General features: G+C 67.9%; 13 protein-coding genes. 5 read left to right on the forward strand and 8 right to left on the reverse strand.

Annotated elements, in window-relative coordinates; all coding sequences use genetic code 11:
* Positions 1–139: 139 nt before the first annotated feature.
* The 3 genes from ACFUPX_RS07895 (at position 140) to ACFUPX_RS07905 (ending at position 3655) form a co-directional block, all read left to right on the forward strand.
* Positions 140–1141: a hypothetical protein gene (locus tag ACFUPX_RS07895; RefSeq protein WP_383317761.1), complete on the forward strand. Its 1002-nt coding sequence runs from the start codon at positions 140–142 to the stop codon at positions 1139–1141.
* Between the two features lie 220 nt (positions 1142–1361).
* The gene (locus ACFUPX_RS07900) at positions 1362–3041 is read left to right on the forward strand and encodes a hypothetical protein (protein WP_383317764.1); all 1680 of its coding nucleotides are present in this window, start codon (positions 1362–1364) and stop codon (positions 3039–3041) included.
* 158 nt (positions 3042–3199) lie between these two features.
* Positions 3200–3655 carry an NADAR family protein gene (locus ACFUPX_RS07905; RefSeq protein WP_383317767.1) on the forward strand — a complete coding sequence of 152 codons (456 nt, stop codon included), beginning with the start codon at positions 3200–3202 and terminating at the stop codon, positions 3653–3655.
* A gap of 489 nt (positions 3656–4144) precedes the next feature.
* On the opposite strand, the gene ACFUPX_RS07910 is transcribed toward ACFUPX_RS07905, so the two are convergent.
* The 7 genes from ACFUPX_RS07910 to ACFUPX_RS07940 form a co-directional block, all read right to left on the reverse strand.
* Positions 4145–6778, reverse strand: a complete 2634-nt coding sequence (locus ACFUPX_RS07910) for a hypothetical protein (RefSeq protein ID WP_383317769.1) — start codon at positions 6776–6778, stop codon at positions 4145–4147.
* 29 nt (positions 6779–6807) lie between these two features.
* A complete protein-coding gene (locus ACFUPX_RS07915; RefSeq protein ID WP_383317772.1) occupies positions 6808–9078 on the reverse strand; it encodes a hypothetical protein in 2271 nt (756 codons plus the stop codon).
* Positions 9075–9833: an N-6 DNA methylase gene (locus tag ACFUPX_RS07920; RefSeq protein WP_383317775.1), complete on the reverse strand. Its 759-nt coding sequence runs from the start codon at positions 9831–9833 to the stop codon at positions 9075–9077. The genes ACFUPX_RS07915 and ACFUPX_RS07920 overlap by 4 nt, the downstream gene beginning before the upstream one ends.
* Positions 9834–9966: 133 nt before the next feature.
* Positions 9967–10359, reverse strand: coding sequence for a hypothetical protein (locus tag ACFUPX_RS07925; protein ID WP_383317778.1), 393 nt, complete (start codon positions 10357–10359; stop codon positions 9967–9969).
* Positions 10356–11570, reverse strand: a complete 1215-nt coding sequence (locus ACFUPX_RS07930; RefSeq protein ID WP_383317781.1) for a recombinase family protein — start codon at positions 11568–11570, stop codon at positions 10356–10358. Before ACFUPX_RS07930 ends, ACFUPX_RS07925 begins: the two co-directional genes overlap by 4 nt.
* 783 nt (positions 11571–12353) lie before the next feature.
* Entirely contained in the window at positions 12354–13652 is a 1299-nt protein-coding gene (locus ACFUPX_RS07935; protein WP_383317783.1) for a hypothetical protein, read from the reverse strand.
* Between the two features lie 58 nt (positions 13653–13710).
* Entirely contained in the window at positions 13711–14178 is a 468-nt protein-coding gene (locus ACFUPX_RS07940; RefSeq protein ID WP_383317786.1) for a hypothetical protein, read from the reverse strand.
* A gap of 2128 nt (positions 14179–16306) precedes the next feature.
* Between ACFUPX_RS07940 and ACFUPX_RS07945 the strand changes: the two genes are divergently transcribed.
* On the forward strand, positions 16307–16612 hold the full coding sequence (locus ACFUPX_RS07945) for a hypothetical protein (RefSeq protein ID WP_383317789.1): 306 nt from the start codon (positions 16307–16309) through the stop codon (positions 16610–16612).
* 75 nt (positions 16613–16687) lie between these two features.
* Positions 16688–17230 (forward strand): SLOG family protein, encoded by a 543-nt coding sequence (locus ACFUPX_RS07950; protein WP_383317792.1) that lies wholly within the window; start codon positions 16688–16690, stop codon positions 17228–17230.
* An 87-nt stretch (positions 17231–17317) separates the two neighbouring features.
* On the opposite strand, the gene ACFUPX_RS07955 is transcribed toward ACFUPX_RS07950, so the two are convergent.
* Positions 17318–17653, reverse strand: a complete 336-nt coding sequence (locus ACFUPX_RS07955) for an Lsr2 family protein (RefSeq protein ID WP_383317794.1) — start codon at positions 17651–17653, stop codon at positions 17318–17320.
* Positions 17654–17783 lie beyond the last annotated feature (130 nt).

A 17783-nucleotide genomic window follows, 5' to 3' on the forward strand; every position in this document is an offset into this window, starting at 1 on the left:
CTCACGCACGAGCCAGTCGTCGGCATCGGCTCAGCCACCAGCGGACCGACGAGGCCGCCTGTGTGCCACACCGGGCATTCCTGGGTCTCCCGATCCTACGAGTGGCCGGAATCAACCCACCTTCAAAGTAAGGACGCCGATGGGCACAGTCGAATTCACGCCGAAGGACATCCCCGCCTTGCGCCGGGCCGCGAAGTTCCTGCGCCGCACGGAACTGAACCTGCCGGACACGGCCGACTCCAAGACCCACGACGCCATCCTCATCTCCGCTCTGCGGCTGGACGACCAGGCCGACGAACTGGGCGGGCCCATGTTCCACGAGGAGGCGAATGCGCTCCCTGACGTCCACGAGGACGCGGTCCGGGCCGCCGCCGTGGTGGGCGCGCTCCGCCTCCAGGGCGCGATGCTCGCCCTGCACCCGAAGACGGCCAACCCCCGGCACGGGTGCTGCGCGACGCCGAAGGTCTGCAAGGGAACGCACCGGCCGGAGTGCCGGAGCAGCGAGCACACGATCGGCGGTCAGGTGCCGTGGCCGTGCAAGTCACTGCGCGCCGTCGGTATCCGCACCGACGCCGGCGCCGATGCCGTACGCCAGGCCCTGGCCATCGAGTCGGAGCTAGACGGCGCAGTCCCGCGCAGTGACCTTGTGGAGCCTCTGATGAACAGCACCGATCCCCGAGCCATCCAGTTCGCCGAGTCCCGCTACCGCAACGGCTACGGGCCGACCGTCGCCGAATCCTGGGACGAACTCCTTCCAAGCACCCGTCAGTTCCTCGTTAGCGAGGCCGAGTTATGGCTGGGCGCTGCCGTCACCGCCGGACTCATGCCGCCCGCAGCCCCGACCGCCGAGGACCTCGCGACCGCCGACGACCCGACGCATCTCCGCTGGGGCCTGGACGACGTCCTGTGGGGCGACGACGACAACGTGATCGTCCTCATGTCCGACGAGGAGCGGCGCCCGTACTGGCTGGAGCTCGACCCCGACCGAGTGATCGTACTCCGCCGAAACCTCGCCGGACCCAACAGGGAACCGGCCGACGAGGAGAACGGGCGCCAACCGTGCGGTCACGACGATTACCACGACTCCCACGAGTGGCACGAACGGCGCGGCGTGTGGTGCCCCGGCATCGGCATCGACTGACCGTGACCACCGAATGATGCAGCCACGCCGCTGCCGGAAGGAGATCCGCAGCAGGTCTTTCGGATGACGTGGCCTCGAATCGACAGGCAAATCCCGAATGGACCGACAGGGGGGGGCGAGTTGAGGGAGAGGGAGGCGGAAGAGACGCGGGCAGTGCGCTGCAAGGCAGCGCCGGGGGTCTCTCTGCCGAATCCATCACTTCTTCCCGGGGGAGACCGCCATGCCCGAGCGGACCGAGCACGCCCTGCTCTACATCAAGTATGTCGACGACACCCTTGCCGAGCAGGGTGCCGGCGCAGTCGAAGGTGCGATCTCCGGCATCAGCCTGAGGATCCTGGCGCGGGCGCTACCTGACGGCCGGACGTCCGTCGCCGTCTCGCTCTACAGGCGCGTGCACCGCATGCGCGCCTCGGGCAAAGCATTCCACTACTGGACCTCCGAGAGGCTCACGTCGATGGCCCGCACGAAGAAGGACCTCGTCGTCCTGCGCGAGATCGACCGCCGCACCGGCAAATCCACCACCCGCCATGTCTTCTCCGAGATCATGGTCGAGTCCTGGATCCACGGGCTGTCCGGGACACTGCAGCAGTGGATGCGCGACAACCAGCAGGCCCGCCGGCTCGAAGGACCGGAGCCCGGGGGAGTCGACAACGCCGTGGACCAGGCGATCGCCGCGATCCGCGAACACATCGGCGAGCTGCCGAGCTGGAACGACCGCTTCCCGCTGCTCAAGGACAGCCGGCAGGCTCGTCCGGCCGCCGCCTATCTGCCCTATCTCGATGCCCACGACCATGCGCAGGTCGCGAAGAACCTGTTCGGCGTGCGCGCCTACCGCAGGCCAATGGCCCGCGAGGTTGAGCGTCTGGACATCAGCACCCTGAACTGGTTCGCCATGTTCCGCGGGCTGGTGCCCGTGGACTGGCTCATCGACGCCATGCGCACCACGGAAGCAGCCAGCGGCCGCAGCCTGATGCACCAACCGCCGCTCACATCCCTGCAGCGACGAGGCATCCGCTCGATCCTGCGCCGGACCCCACAGCCGGTGCTGCGACGGATCCTGAAGGAGCCCGTCCACCAGGCACGGCGCACGCTGGCCGATGCAGCCGACTGCACGGCTCACCGTTTGGCCGTCACCCGTGACCTCGACCTCCTTCCGGAGATCATCGCTGCCCGCGGGCAGCGCCGGGTCCGCGGCTCCCGTCACCTTGAGCACCTGGTCCGGGACCTGCCCACAATCGAGCGCTGGCACGACCCCCGGGGCCGCACGGCCCAGCGCGTCATACAGGAGGAGATCTACGCGCTTCGCGAGATGGAGCACTACAACCGCGAGATCCGGCTGCTTCCCGAGGGCACAGCCCAGGTCGCCGACTGGGAGCTCTGGAAGGACGAGGCGTTCCGCGAGCAGGCGTTGGGTCTGATCGAGAACCGTCGGCGCGAGCTGATGGCTGCCCGCGATCGTGAGCGCTACGCACGCGAAGAGGCCCGCCGCCTCGAGCGGATCGCGAAGCAGGCCCAGCGTCACCAGTGGGCACTGCAGACGGCCGCACTGCTGGATGGTCGGGAAGCAGCTCCCGGTCTGAGCCTCGTCGTCGCCCGTGATGCCGAGACGCTCTCCCGCTGGGGTGCGATGCTCAACAACTGCATCGGTGGGTACGCCGACGAGCTGGAGCTGGATGTGTTTGCTGCGGTCTGCGAAGCGGACGGCTGCGTGCGTCTGAACCTGCAGATCACGCAGTCGCATGGCGTAGAGCAGATCCTCGGGAAGTACAACCGCGACGCCGTGCACGAGCTCGGCGAAGCGGCCCAGCAGATCGTCGACGGGCTGGTCGCCATGGAAGTCAGCTTCCACTCGGATGCTCTGGGTATGGACGGGCTGCGACTGCCCCAGAGAACTCACTGACGCCAAATCTTTACAAGGACCCCCCTGGTGCCCCGGCATCAGGGGGGTCCTTCTCTTGCTTCCCTGAATTTCTGGACTCCTGCCGCTCTGTAATCAGCACAGCTGATACGGGAGACGACTCGCAGGTATGAACCCATGAGACGTCAGGAGTGACCACCGTGGCCCAATACAGTCAGATGCCGATGTTCACCGATAGCCTCGGATTCCTCTCGAACTTTGATGAGGCGCCCTTCTTCGTCCCGCAGCTGGGACGCGAAGCTGCCTCCGGTGAACACGCATTCAACGCGCTGAAGACCCTCGATCCCGCTGAGCAGAACCACGTGCTCAGTGCTCCGACTCCCGGCGAAAGCAAGGGGCGGGGCCGCCGGGTGACGCTGCGCCCCGGCTGGAACACCGGAATGCGCGTCTGGGCCATGCAGCGTGTGCTCATGGCCAAGTTCGCTGTCCCCGGCCTGAGCCAGCGGCTCGTCGCCACCGGTGACCTGATGCTCGTCGAGACGAATCACTGGCATGACCAGTTCTGGGGCTCGTGCTTTTGTCCGAAGCACGAGCAGGTCCCAGGCACGAACATGCTCGGCGAGTTGCTGATGGCCATTCGCGCACACCACAGCTGACGGTCAGTGTCACACCGGAGGCCCTCCCCCGGCAGAGCGTCAGGCTCCGCTGCGGGGAGGGCTTCCTTTTTCACTTCCCGCTCTGATGCCGCAGACAGTGCAGCGAAGGCCCCACCGCCCGGAGCACTTGCTCCGACGGTGGGGTCTCCTTTTCCACGGCCCTGCGTGTGCCTACGACCTGAACCACACCGGGTGTCGACCGTCGTACCTGCCTTGAAGAAGATCTCGGGGACCTTGCCGATGCATCGCGGCGCGGCGCGGCGTCGCTGGCGAAGTCGGGGAGAGGAGTTCGTTCCTGCGTGATGGTCATCGCTGCACCTCCAGAGCATCAGCAGGCTTCCCGGTGGTCCCTTGCAGCGTCATGCCCAGGAGCCGCTGTGACCCGCGGGTGGCCCGGACCAGGCGGAGCGGAGATGACGGCCTTGCCGGTGGATTCACGGTGCTGGAGGGCTTCAACGGCCCCGGATGTGAGCTTGCTGATTTCCATGCTCAGTTCTCTGCCTTCTCCTTCGCGTGGTCCTCGACCTGGGCGGCCCTGTCGGAGCGCTCGGCCTCTTCGACCTGGTTGTCCTTGACGGGGTAGACGCGCCCATCAGCCGAGCGGTAGAGCGTCCCGGCCTCGATCAGCGGCAGCACCCGCGCGGGGCGGACCATGCGTCCGGCGTGCGCGAACTTGTCGCCGTCGCGCTGCCACAGCAGACCAGCAGCGGCAATCTCGATGATCTCGGCATCGGTGCCCGGGGTGGCGGTGGGTAAGAACTCGCGGGAGACATGGAGGGGTTCGCCGCCGTCGGCCTGGTCGTTGTCCTCGTCGGGGGTGACGTCGTCGCCCGCGAACGTCGCAGCGTCGAGTACCCACGCGCGGGCCTCGGACATTGCCTTGAGTTCGGTTCGGTCCCCCTTTCCGTCGAGCGTGCCGCCCGTGGAGAACTCCCAGCCGTCCGGTGTCCACTTCCACAGCATCCGCACGACCCGGCCGCGCTCCTCGTTCACGTCGTGGGCTTGCACCACGGCTGCACTCGCGGGGTGGACCAGGGTGCGCGAGGTCCACCGGCCGGACTTCTCGGCCTGGGAGATCAGCGTGACCGCTTCCGCCGGAAGCCGCTTGGACTCGCCATCGAGGCGGGCCGCCTTCTCCTCGGCCGCCGCCTTCTCGGCCTTCTCGGCTTCCTCGTCCACCGGGGTTTCCCCCGGCCAGTACTGACGAGCAGACAGCAGCCGGTACGGCTGCCCCTTCACGTCGTCGCGCTCGGTGTCGTTCTCCGGCTCGGTGACGGCCTCGGCCTTCATCACCCGGGACCACAGGCGGTAAGCCTGCTCCCCATCCTCCGTGAGGCCGAAGGCGCGCACGCCCGGCGCCACGGCGCTCACCTTCACGTACCCGGCCGACCACAGCGCCGGGACACGGTCCCGCTTGATACGGGCCGACACGTCGGCGCGGTCCGGGCTGACGTCGTACGCCTTAAACCCCCCGCGCGTCTCCCTGACCTTGCCCTCACGGATCCAGCCCAGCGCCCGCCATTGGTCGCGGGAGAAGCTGAGGGCAGCGGCCTGCTCGATCTCGGCCGGTGTGACCACGCCCTCATCACGGCGCGCGTGGTCGTCGGCGTGCAGCTGGGCGGCGAGTTCGGCGTCGGCCCGGTTGTCGAACTGCATCGCCGCGCTCTCGTACTCGGTTCCGTCGCCGAACTTGTCCACCCACACAGTCACGGGGGCGTGCCGGGTGCATTCGACACCCCATCGGGTCTCTGCCAGGTCGAACGCGGCGGCTCGGGCGAACGCCTCACCGGTGTACGCCTCACCAACGGCCATCGGCTCGGGGGCCCTACCGTCGTCGGTCGCGGCCGGCTCGGGGGCGGAGGCAGCGACCGGGGGCGCGACCGGCTCACCGTCGGCGTGCCTGCGGACGATGCCCCAGGCATCTTCAACGAAAAGCTCGCCGTCGATCACGGACGGGCTACCGATCCGGTCGCCGTTCGGGGTGACGATCACCCACGGCCACACCTCGCGATCCTCATGAACCACCGTGTACGCCTCGCCGCGCGTGATCGCGTGCCACCAGCCGTCAGTGATCCGCTTCACCATGATCCGCTGCGTACCCACCGTGCCCCCGAGTCCTTCCGTGTCGCTGCTGTTCGGCTGTGCGTTCGTGTTCGTGCTGCCTGGCGGGAGAGCGGGGAAGTCCCCGATCCCCCGCGCTGCCAGCTCCCGGCACTCCCCGCACCGCCACTCCATCGGCCACACTCCCCGGCAGCACCGGCGCGGCGCCCTGGCCTCAGCCTCCCGGGCCGCCTCACGCCGGGCCTCCCGGCGGTCCCGGATCCGCGCCCGCCGCATCAGCGCCTCGGTGCGCTTGCGCGTCCTCTCCGCCTCGACGGCCGCCCGCTCCGCGCCCTTGCGGGCGACGGCCAGGCGGCGGCGTTCCTCACCGCCCCCGGGGAGCACCGGCAAGGCGTGCGCGTCCTGCCCTGCGTGGCTGTCCCACTGGCGGGCGCGGCGGGCCTTGCGAACCGACGCCATGACGTCAGCCTCATCGCGCAGCACGCCCGGCCCGGCAGTCTCGACGAGCCTGAGCGCCTCGTGTCCGTCCTCCGTCGCCACGACCAGACCCGAGGCATGACGCGCGAGGTATCCGCAGCGAGCGAGTAACCGCACTCGCTCACCCTTGACCCGCCGCCCTGTACGGCCGTCCGCGCCGACCGCACGGAACCCGGAACCGTCGACCCTCAGGCCACGAGCGACAGCCAGCCGCACCGTGTCCACGAACGCGGCGCACCAGCCGAGAGCGGTCATGATCCGCGTGGCGTCGTACGGCGCCGTCACCTGCCCCCCAGCAGGCAGAGCCAGCCGGATGGGGGCACCCGCATCCGGGGCCGCGTCGCTCTCCGCCGCTCCCGGGTCGACGAGTTCGGCGAGAGCAGGGACAGCCTTACGGGTGGCCTCGTTGGCCCGCTCCTTCTCTTCGGCGGCGTCCGTCGCGGTGACGGCTTCGCTGGCTGCCGACGCGTGGTCGGACGCGCCCCCCGCGCATTTCTCGGCCGCCTTGCGGTCGCTGGCCTCGGCGGAGCGCTCCGCGTCCTTGGCAGCGGACTCGGTATCGAGCCCGGCTCCCGGCTTGCACATAGCGTGCCACTCCGAACCGTCCGCCACCGTCACCCCGCACCCTGGCAGTGCGTGGTAAGCGGCGCGGCCTCAACCGGGATACGCCAGCCGTGGCACGCCTCGGCGCCGTCGGCCGAGCCCAACAGCACCCCACGCGACCACTGATCAGGGCCGACCGCAGCACGGAGCCCGGCCGCCTTCAGCATGTTGCTGACCATCCGGTCGGTGGCGTTCACCAGGGCGCCGACGTGCACGCCGTCGCCGTCGACCACTGGCACAGTCGGCGCGTGAACGGCGCCGCACGCGCACACCAGGCGCAGCCCGACACCCCACGGCTTGAAGTCCGTCACCTCAGCAGCGACGGCCGCCGTTCGCTCCTCTGCGGGCAGCGCGGCACACGCGGCGTGCCGGGCCTCCTCGGCCTTCGCGGCATCATCGAACGCGCACCCGTACAGGTTCAGCGTTTCTTCACGCCCGGCTTCGGCACGGGCGGCGGCATCCTCCATGCGCGCGCACTCGGCCACGTAGTCCGACAGGGCGCCCGCCTCGCGGTAGATCTCTGCCGACTCCGCATAGTGGGCGGCGTCCCGCTTCGCCCGGTTCACGTCGTCGTGCGCCTCTTCACAGAAGCGGACGGCCGACCATACGTCCTCAGCGAGCGCGTCACCCTCCCGAACACGGTCCCCGCACGCCTGCGCCCGCTCCACATCACCGGCGGCGAGCGTCACAGCCGCATTCACGCGGACACGGGCCGTCGTCAGCCGCTCCACAGCTGCCGCCCATTCGGACGCTGCACGGCCGGACTCCGCGCGCTCCGCGCGGGCGTCATCTCGCCCGGCCAGCCCGGCACGGTCGGCCGCCGCCCGCGCGTTCGCCCGCTCGCCCGCGTAGTACGCATCCCAGTACAAGGCGTTGCGGAGGTCCCGAACGCCGTTGTACGCGGTCTGAGCGGTCTCGAGCGCCGCCCACTCGGCGGGGGCGTGCTCGGCAAGCCGGGTCGGCTCCCCGTAGCTGATGTGCGGGTACTTGGACCAATCGGCCAGGTGCTTACGGTCGTTGGCGGTTCCGAATCCCTGGGGGTTCTTCCGGACGGCGGCCGCCGCGTTCCGCAGCATCTCAGCGCCGCGCCCCTCGTTCTGGTCGACCACGGCCAGCGTGAACGCCACCGCGGCGGCGTCGACACGGTCACCGGCGATCAGTGAGGCGGACGTGTACCGCGAGGGGGAGTGAACCGAGCGGTCCGAGTGCTGCGACTTTCCCCAGGTGTCGTACTGCTCCACGAACGACCGCGTCGGGTCACCCTGCCCGGCGTGCTTCACGCCGTCGTAATCGGTGTAGCCGTCGAACCAGGCACACCAGGCTCGCGAGGAGTCCTCGAACATCACGATCAGCCCGGCATACCCGCGCGCCGACGGCTCCCGGCCCGACGCGGCAAGCCGCCTGCGCCAGTCGGCCTCCTCGGCATTCAGCCGTTCCTGAGCCTCCTGAATGATCGGAGCGGCGAGCGCCTCCCGCTCCGCGCGGGCCACGGCGTCCGTGATCGCCTCCCCGGCTTCCTTGACGTGCTGCCCGGCCAGCACGACCACACGCCGCCACGACGCACACCCCCGAGCGTCGTCGCCGTTGGTCTCGGCCAGCCACGCCCGCGCCGCCTTCACAGCGTCGGTGGCCGACCGCTCCGACGTCTTGGCTTCCGCGTAGGCGGCGGAGGCCAGCTCTACCGCCCTCGCACCCGTTGGCGTGGAGCCGTCGAGCGCGTTGAACGCGTCCCGCGAGTCGCACAGGGCGGCACTCACCCTGGACACGGCGCCGCCCATCTGCCGAACCCACTCCGCGGCATTGCGCCCCCACACCGTCCGGCCCGTGCCTTCGTGCTCACGTGAGACGACGCGCACGGCCTTGAGAGCCTCGCGCACGGCCTTGAACCCGCCCGTTGAGGCAGATGCCACGAACTTGCCCGTCGCCTCGTTCCACGCGCACATGTGCTCGGTCTCCTCGGCACCGGCGCGCACCATCACGAGCCCGGAGAGCACCACGGCGTGCACCCACAGACGGCCGGTCCAGCGGCGCTCCGCGCGCACGTCCCAGCCCAGCTGCTCTGCCGCGTGCACTAGGGTTCGCGCGTTCTTGGCCATGCCTTCCAGAGCGGCCGCCGCCGCTTCGGCACCGATGGCTGCGGCACATCCGCCGCAACGTCCAGAGCGGACTTCCCCGTGCTGGCACGCCGGGCACGAATCGGCTGCCGGCTCCTTCCCACGCCACACCGAAGCGTCGTCGCTCTCGGCGTCAGAAAGATCGGTTCGTCCTTGCGTGATCGTCATCGTTGTACCTCCAGAGCAGCAGCGGGTTTTTCGGTGGTCTCAGGAGGTGACACGGTGATCAGCCGTCGTGATCCATTGACTGCCCGGGTCAGCCTGAGCTTCCGGCTCCAACCGCCTAGGACATGAGCGGGAGTGGGCCACGCGTCGAAGGTCTCCAGCGTGAGGACATCGCGACGGCGCACCTCCGCGGGGATGTGCAGCAGCGTCAGATGGACGTAGATCATGTGCATGGCCTGCGGTGCTATGTCCTCCGCCGTCACATGCAGCTGCGTCTGTGGGTTCAGGCCGCGCTCGAGCATCGCCTGCGACAGAGCAACCATGAACGCGCCCGCGCCGCAGCTGGGTTCATACACATTGGCGAAGCTGTCCCTCTGCACCTGCTCGGCCACCGAGTCGATCTGTATCTCGGCCATCAGCCGAGCGACGTCGTAGGGTGTGAAGTACTGGCCGAGACGTTCGTTGCCGAGTTCCAACTCCATGTAGAGGCGACCGAGTACGTCGCAGGGGTCGCTCTCCATCTCCGCAGTCACCAGCGCTAGGGCGTACGCGAAGCGGTCCAGCTCTGTTCTGCTGTAGCGGCCGGCGATCTGGAGGTACTGGCCTTCGCGCGCTTCCCAGGCCTCGCTCCGGCAGACGTCCACGGCGTTGCGCAGAGCCAGCGCCGCCATCTCAACGAAGTTGTCGAAGACTTCGCTCATCCGCTTCGCGCCGGTGTTCGCCGCCAACAGGTTCACGATCTCCCGGTAGCCGCTCATGCGCCCGGCACCACAACAACCGGAGCCTCGGAGGTCCGGACGACACGGTGGACCTTCGGATCGAAGGGAAAGACGTGCAGGTTCCAGGTATCTTCAGCGGCGGGCCGGAGGAGCCCGTACGAGCGTACGTGAGTCATACGGTGCCCTCGGCTGTCGTGGCTGATTCCGCAGGAGGCTGTGAGTCGCCCTTCTTCGCCTGCTCGGCGAGGATCTGTTTCACCTGCCAGGCCGGTGCCCGTGTTGCCAGGGCGATGTCACGCCGCGTGGTACGCCGCAGAGCCAGAGCGTGCACCGCGGCACGCAGGGCCTGTTCGCGTGCGTCGTCGGCGGCCCGGAGCGTCTCCAGCTCCGGTGTCACCGGGATGAGCGTTACTTCGGTGCATACGCCGACGAGTTCGAGCCCCTGCACGGCGTTCGCTTCGGTCGCCCTCAGCGTCCGCCCGTGTGCCCACACCCCGTGCTCGGCAAGGTGCGTCGTCCAGGTCCGGCCGCGCCGGTGGGCCTGGCCCTCGATGGTCTCGCTCACGCCGTGCTCCCCATGTCCTCGATGACCTGCTGGACGAGCGTGTCCGGCATCGGGGAGGGCAGGACGATCTGCCGGTTCCCGATCCGGTACAGCGTGTGCGTGGCGCTGCTGCTGACCGCGGTGACGGTGAACCCGAGCCGGGAGGCCTCGGCCCGGATCCGCAGCAGCGGGCCGCCTTCGACACCCGCTCGCATTCCCGCGGTGACCTCCTGGGCCTGCATCCATTCCTCCAGGCTCACCACCGGCTTGTGTACGACCTTCGGCGACCACACCCACTGGGAAATGGGGTTGCGTCGCGAGAACCCGGCGCGGCCTGTGCGGTTCGCCCGCCGGTTGTACACCTGATGCCCCGTCAGCTTTGGGTTCGAGACCAGACCTTCGACCCTGTTGTAGGTCCACTCGCCCTCGATCGGGTACCGGTCGGGCTCCGCCTTGAGGATCGCGACGATGTCCGGGCCGTTCAGGTGCTCCTCGCGCCGGAGGCGGCACAGCTCCCGGGCGGCGTCGAACCGGCGACAGTCGGGGTGCGGAGCGAGCTTTTTCTTCGGCCGATCCGCGCCGAAGCGTCCCTTCTCCCGTACCGGGGCGTTCTCGTCGAGCAGCGTGATGTACGGGTACGGCGCATAGCCGTGATTCCAGCCGCTGATGGCGTGCTGGATCTGCCCGCCCATTGACATCTCGTTCAGGACGGTGCGGTAGACCTCCGCCTCGACCTGGCCGTAGCGGCGGCTGCGTAGCTGGCCGGACTTGGTGCCGCCGACCGGCTCGTTGGCGTACACCACCTCTGCCCCGAGGCGCTCCAGTTCGTGCTCCACGGTGAGGCTGGTCAGCATGGCGCGTGCCATGCGGTCGGAGCGCTCGGCCAGGACGTGGGTCACGCCCAAGGGTTCGACCCGCTCGATAAGGTCTGGGAGGCCGCCGTCCCGAGGAGTAGGAACCGCGAGCGCTGAGTACATCTCCTGTGAACCGAGGCCGCGGAGCTCCGGGGCAAGCATCCCGGATTCGACGTCCCAGAAGTACGCGACGAACTCCTCGCCCTCCTCCAGGCGTTCGGAGGCGAGGACCACCTGCCGCGGGATGGACGAGGCCGGGTTCTGCTGGTCCTTGGTGGAGACACGGCCGAGGAACACCGCGCGGCGAGGACGCGCGTCGACCTGCCGGTAGTTCGGTAGGTGACTGAGATCGATGGGCGGAGCGAAAAGGTTAGTCATGACGTTCCTACGGACTCGGAGCGGACAGTGGTGTTCTGCTGGAGCCCCGGCGGCCCCCCGGGTGGGGCGTTCACCGCGCGGCATGCTCGTTGTGGAGGGCGGCGGCCTTCTTCCACCAGGCCTCGCGCGCACTGACCGCGCTGGTCGCCCTGTCGTCGGCCAACGGCGCGTGCAGGTGCGGGACAGACGGCAGAAGCAGCCGGCGTAGTCCTGGCCGCCGAGGAAGATGACGTCTGCGTCGTCCAGGCCGAGCCGCGCCGCGTGCCAGCGGATCGTCTCTGGCATGACGGCCCACTCGTCCTTGAGGGTGACGTCGTAGGGGCGCAGGGGCCGGTCGAGCGGGACGAGGCCCGTGGAGCGCGGAGGCGAATCAGCCGGGCATGTAGGGCAGGGTGGGCGCTTCAAGATCGGTGCGAGGCACCACGGCCTCGGGCCACACAGCTGGCGAGAGGATGGCCGAGCCGGGTTCGTGAGGCGGCATCGGGCCATCGTCCGGGTTGGGTGCGTCCGGGCACTCCCGACCGCCGAACGCGTCGACCCACGCAGTGGCGGGAGCGTCCTGACGCAATGTGTGGTCGCCGTGCTTGCAGCGCGCGGCCCGCTTCGGGTATCCGTGAATGGTCATTGCGGCTTCCCCTTGATGTCAGCGATCTGTTGGATGGGGGTAGTCGGTGACGCGGTAATGGTGGCCCACCTGCAGATAGTCCCCGCCGGCGGTGACGTTGTGCGGCCATCGGCACGCGACAGCCTCGGCCTTCTAGGAGTCCTCCAGTGCCTCACGCATCAGGCCACCTCCCTACCGCGCTTGCCCGTGGACTTCGCAGCGAGGGCCTGCTGCTCGACGTGGCGCGCCGCGATGTACAGGCCCTCGCGGTTCAGGTGCCGCGAGTAGCTCGAGTCGAGGTAAAGCACGGGCACGTCGCCTGCGGCCTTCAGCAGCGCCGGGTGCAGCAGGTGCTTGATCGGCCCCGAGCCGCCACCGTAGACATAGACGACCTCAGTCGTCGCGCCGGCCTGGGAGAGGACGTCGCCGAAGGAGGAGGCGATCTCGTCGACCAGGTAGCTGGCCTCGTCCTCGACGAAGCCGGCGGCACGCTGGTGACGGTTCTTCACCAGCACCGACGGCTCCGAGTGGAGGAAGTCCGCCAGCTGCTTGCGCGAGGAGAACTGCAGCGTGGTATCCGACTCGCTCATGCGCTCCATGGCATTCATCAGCGCGGTGCCGTAACCCTCGTCGAGCGTGGCAGCCGCCTCAGGGTTGAACCGCCCGTCGGTGAAAACCGGGAAGTTCACGGTGCCCTCGCCGACGTCGACGCCGATGGTGTGCTGCACCGCCACCAGATCAGAGGCCGAGACGCCCTCCACGAGGGAGGCGTCGCGCGTGCGCAGGTCATCGAGAAGAGCCTGGGCCAGCGGCTCGCCTTTGTCGGTGATGGCGAACTGCGCAGAGGCACCCTCGGCCATCACCTGGACGTCGACGAACTGCAGGCGCACCGAGACCGGGGTGCTGAAGTTCTTGATTGTCACCAGGTGCACCGCGGGGTCGGAGTTGCCCAGCAGGCCGATGAACTCGGCGGCGTAGGCGTGACGGCGCGCGACGAACTCGGAGATCGGCAGCGCAAGGCCGGCGCGCACCTGCACGCGCAGCTCGTGATCGGGCAGCGCGCCGTTCTCGCGGACGTAGTCGCGCAGGGCCTTCGAGGCGAAGACGCCCAGGACCAGAACCTTGCTCAGCTCCTGATCGGCCTTGGAGTGTTTGCCCAGCACCTCGAACTCGGTGAACTTCGAACCACGCACAGATAGCGCTGCGCGGCCGAAGATCCGGCGGTCCGAAGCCGCCACCAGGGGAGTGGTGAGCGAGCAGTCGATCTGATTGTAAAAGTCGCCGGCCAGTACGGAGGCCGCATCCGCGTCAGGGAGAGGCACCTTCGGCGAGGTGCGGGAAGTTGAGACGACCGCGCTGGGCAGATCGATCTCGTCGAAAGTCCCCTGCTTCGTGTTCTGGATGACGCCCTTGACGTAGCCGTTGCCGACGTCGATACCGCCGGTGAGAGTGATGATGTCGGTGCTGTTGGCGCTCATGAATTCGATCCCTCGGTGTCTGTGTTGTCTGCCTGGAAAATGAAATTCACCGCGTCACTCAGCGCCGAGTACTCGCCATGATTTCGTCGATGGATGCCTGCTTCGGCGGCTCCGGCGGTGGGCTGGGGGCGCTTACCGCGGGCTCCTCGGCCGTCTCAACCGGTGCGGGAGCTGGCTCGGGCCGGGAATCCAGCGCTGGTGCTGCGGTCTCGACGATCTTGGCGTGGTCGGTGACCACGGGTTGCGGCTGTGGCTGAACCGGCAGGGCGGCTGGACGGCGCTCGGTTGTTGTTTCCTCGTCCTCGCGCTGCTCGGTGCTCTCCAGCGGCGGCCGGCCGCGACGCGGCAGCTGATCGACAGGCTTGTAGAAGATGTCGATGTATCCGTCTCGCTGAATGGACTCCCGAATGAGCAGTCGAATTGACTGCGAGATGTCCGCCTGCTCATTGAGCCACTCGATCACCGAGGTGTCGGCAGCAGGTACGGTCCAGCGGACCTTGCGAGGCTCACCCGACTGATTCGCCATCGCACTCACCTCGCCCTGGCACTCGATCATGCACCCCATCCGGTCGGTCGCCGGATGTTTCTCGCTCTGCCATATGGACTCACCGCCTCTCGCGTTTCTCCTCGCATGCGAACCGATGCAAGTTCACTCTAGAGTCCCTATCGAGTCCCACGCAAGTCGCATTCGATACGCAAGGGGGGCACTATTCGAGTACCTGTCAAGTACCGGCTGGGACACTTGTGAGACACCCCCGTGCCCCTGCCTGGGGCGGCCGCACGCAGGCCGCCTGCACCGTGCGCCTCTGCGCCCCATCTAGGACGCGGAAGTGCTCACGCGGGACACCTGCGAGACGCCCGCGGTCACAGCACTGATCCCGAGGAGCCGCATTGGAGTACGGATAAAGCCCCAGTGGCGTCCCGGTGGTGTCTCCTGTGAGACGCCACCCGGTATCCCTGCACAGACGAGCCCTCCGAGGGTGCTGTGTGCGACGCCGGGGCGCCCCTGCCGGGGCGCGCGCGAGACACCGTGAGGACGTGCGCAGAAATCCAAGAGGTATACCGACATGGGTCCGCGTCCTATGTGTGTCCCTCTCGTGTCTCAGAGGTGACTCATCGAGTCACCTCTGAGACACGAGAGGGACGGTGATTCACCGCTGTTTCACGAGGCCGAGAATCCTGTCTGCGCCCCTTGCCGAAGCCCGTCGGCAGGCACGGCAGCGCAGCCACGACAAGGCCCGCGGAGCGGGCAGCGCAGCCGCCGGTGAGCCGTCGGCCGGTGCCGGCAGAGCGCTGGTGCGACGGTTGGTACGGGGGCGTCACCGGGCCGTCGTGGTCCCGCAGAAGAGTGCGGAGGGAGAAGGGGCGAAGGGGGAGTGGTTCCCCGCACACAGCGAGCGTGCGAGGAACGGCTTGCTTCCGCAGGTAAGGCCCGTGGGGAAGAGCAGAAGCCTTGCTGCGGAAGCAGCCCCTGGAGGAAGACGACAACGGCCCGGTGACGCTGGAGCTGCTCGCTGTGCGCGATGAGCAGCTGGTCGCAGCGATCGGGCCTGACTTCTTCTGATGCGTCCACGCCACCCCGGGCTCGCCGTGCAAGCCCGAAACGGAGCACAGCCCGGGGCTGGAACGTGCGTCGTCGACACGGTGCACAACGCCCGCCTCGGACGCGGTGCGAGTAGTGCCGGCGCGCTGCGAGGCAACACCGGAGCAACGACCGGGACCGGAGCAAGGCGGGTCCACGTCGGGGCAGCCAGCACACGCGACGAGGCAAGGCCGGCTGCGCCGCCGCAACCAGCGGTGGAGCGAAGCGCCCGTCACAGCCGGAGCGACGGTGTCGCCAGAGGACAGATCCGCTGCGCGGCGAAGGCTGTGCCGCTGACGGCAGCAGAGCGATGAACCGGGGCTGCGCCCCGTCAGGAGCAGACCCGTACCCCCGCCTCGCTCGTGCCTCGCGAGGATAGATCAGCGTGGGGGTACAGCCGTATCACGGACGGCAAAACAGCAGTACATCCAGAAGGTGCAATGACCAGGCGAAACAGCCAGACCCGTACCCCGCTGCGCGGAAAAGGAGAGAGGGGTACGGGTCGAGAGGGTACGGACCGTTTCCCTTGATGTTCCAGGCTTCCGCTAACGCTCCAGCCGTGGAACAGCGAGGACGACGACAAGGAAGCAAAAGGGCATAAGGGAACCTGATAACACGTGTCCTGCGGACCCTCGCTCCGCTCGGCCTCTCCGCTGCGCTTCGAGGACGTGTTAGTCGGCATAGCCGACGGGTTCCACCGCTCGCTTCGCTCGCCGGTTCTTCGGTCGCTGGCGCTCCCTCCGGCTATGCCCAGCGCTGCGCTTGAGAGGGGAAGCCCCACCACTGCCCCGCTCCAGTTGTCCACAGATATGGACAGCAGGACAGCAGCAAAGAGTGCAGCAGTGGTGGATCGCCTGGCGCTGCGCGCCTGGCTCAGGCGAGAAGGGACGACCCGTGCGACGGCTCGCTATGCGATCCATCCGGGACAGATCACGCGTGCAAGATCTTCCGGATCGTCAGCCAGCAAAGCTGGCACGGGCGCTGGGTCGAGCATCGAGATCACACGGACCCCACCGAGGCCCGCTCTCGATGGTCGCCACCCGTACTCGAGTCCACGAAGGCAGGCACCACCATGACGCAGTCCCAGCCCGCAATCTCGCCCTACGACACCGGAGCCCGCTGCGAGCCGCAGTTGTGGCAGCCGAACAGTAAAGCTGTAGCCGAGGCGATGCACTCCGGCAATGCCGAGGACATCGGAAAAGTCGACTTCACCGACGTCGAGGACCGCACTGTCGTCACCGTGCACATCTCCCGCGCAGACAGCGGAATGTTTAGCGTCCACCTCATGCCGGCGTGCGGGGACGATCAGATCCGTGTCGAACTCCACGCCGATAAGGGCACGGTCACCATCGAAGCCGACACCGGACGGCAGGCGTGAAGCGTCGGCACTCGCCAGATCATGAACGTCCGGCGAGCGGCCTGGGAGCCGGACCTCTGACTCTCGACTCTAGCTGTGGAGACCACCGAGTCACAGGGAGAGGTGACTCGAATGATTGCTGAAATGATTGCCGAATCGTTCTCACACGTCGTCCTCGGCACAGGTTCCCGGAGCTGGAACGACGAGAAGAGTATGTGTGAGACGTTCAACGACGCCTGGCGCGACTGGGGTCCCAAGAACGTCACCCGGCCGGTGCTCTTCTCCGGGCATTGCCCCGAAGGTGCCGACGCCATGGCCGAGCGCCTGTGGCGGGCTGCTGGCTTCGAGATCCGCACCTTCCCCGCCGACTGGTCGGCTCATGGGGCGGGGGCCGGCTTTCGGCGCAACCAGGAGATGGTCGACGCCGTCCAGGTCTTCCGCGAGACGGGGGCTCAGGTGCTGTGCGCGGCCTTCCTCGACCTCTGCCGGAAGCCCGGATGTCGGCAGCGAGACCAGGAGCAGCTCATGCCGCATACGCCGGGGCACTTCTCGCACGGCACGATCCACTGCAGGTCTCGCGCGCGAGCCGCGGGGATCATGACGGCCACCGTGATCCATCCGTCGCTGCCGCTGTTCTGAGACGCGCGAAGGGCCCCGCAGTGTGCTGCAGGGCCCTTCAAGGGCGGATGGAAGGAGTAGGCCGGGAGACGAACACCAGGCTCAGCGCTACTTGCTCCGATCGATGTCGTGCGCCTCGTCGTAGGCCTTCATGACCATCTTCGGGATACGCCCGCGATCTGCAAAGTCGAAGCCCTCATTCTTGGCCCACTCGCGGATCTTGTCGCGCTCCTCGGGAGTCGTCTCGGGTACGACTCGCTTCTTGAGCGTCGTCTTCGCAGCTTTCCGACTGACCTTCAAGTATGGCTTCAGTGCTTCCTCAAGCTTCTTCTGTTCCTCAGCTGTGAGGTCGATTTCGTACCAGGTGTCACCCAGGCCGAAGGTCGCCGTAGCCGCATCCGGCTTACGACTGAGATCTGACACGACAACTTTTTCAATGGCCATACCGGCGAGCGTAGCCGATGCGCAAGAGCTTTGGAAAGTCTGTCGCGGCCATTCGGGATAAGCGTGTCATTGGGGGCCTGAATGAGACTCGAGAGTAACTGCTAAATATGCAGCGGGGTGGAATATGGCT

The organism is Streptomyces sp. NPDC057302 (genome assembly GCF_042667685.1).
In the GTDB taxonomy this organism is placed as follows: Bacteria; Actinomycetota; Actinomycetes; order Streptomycetales; family Streptomycetaceae; genus Streptomyces.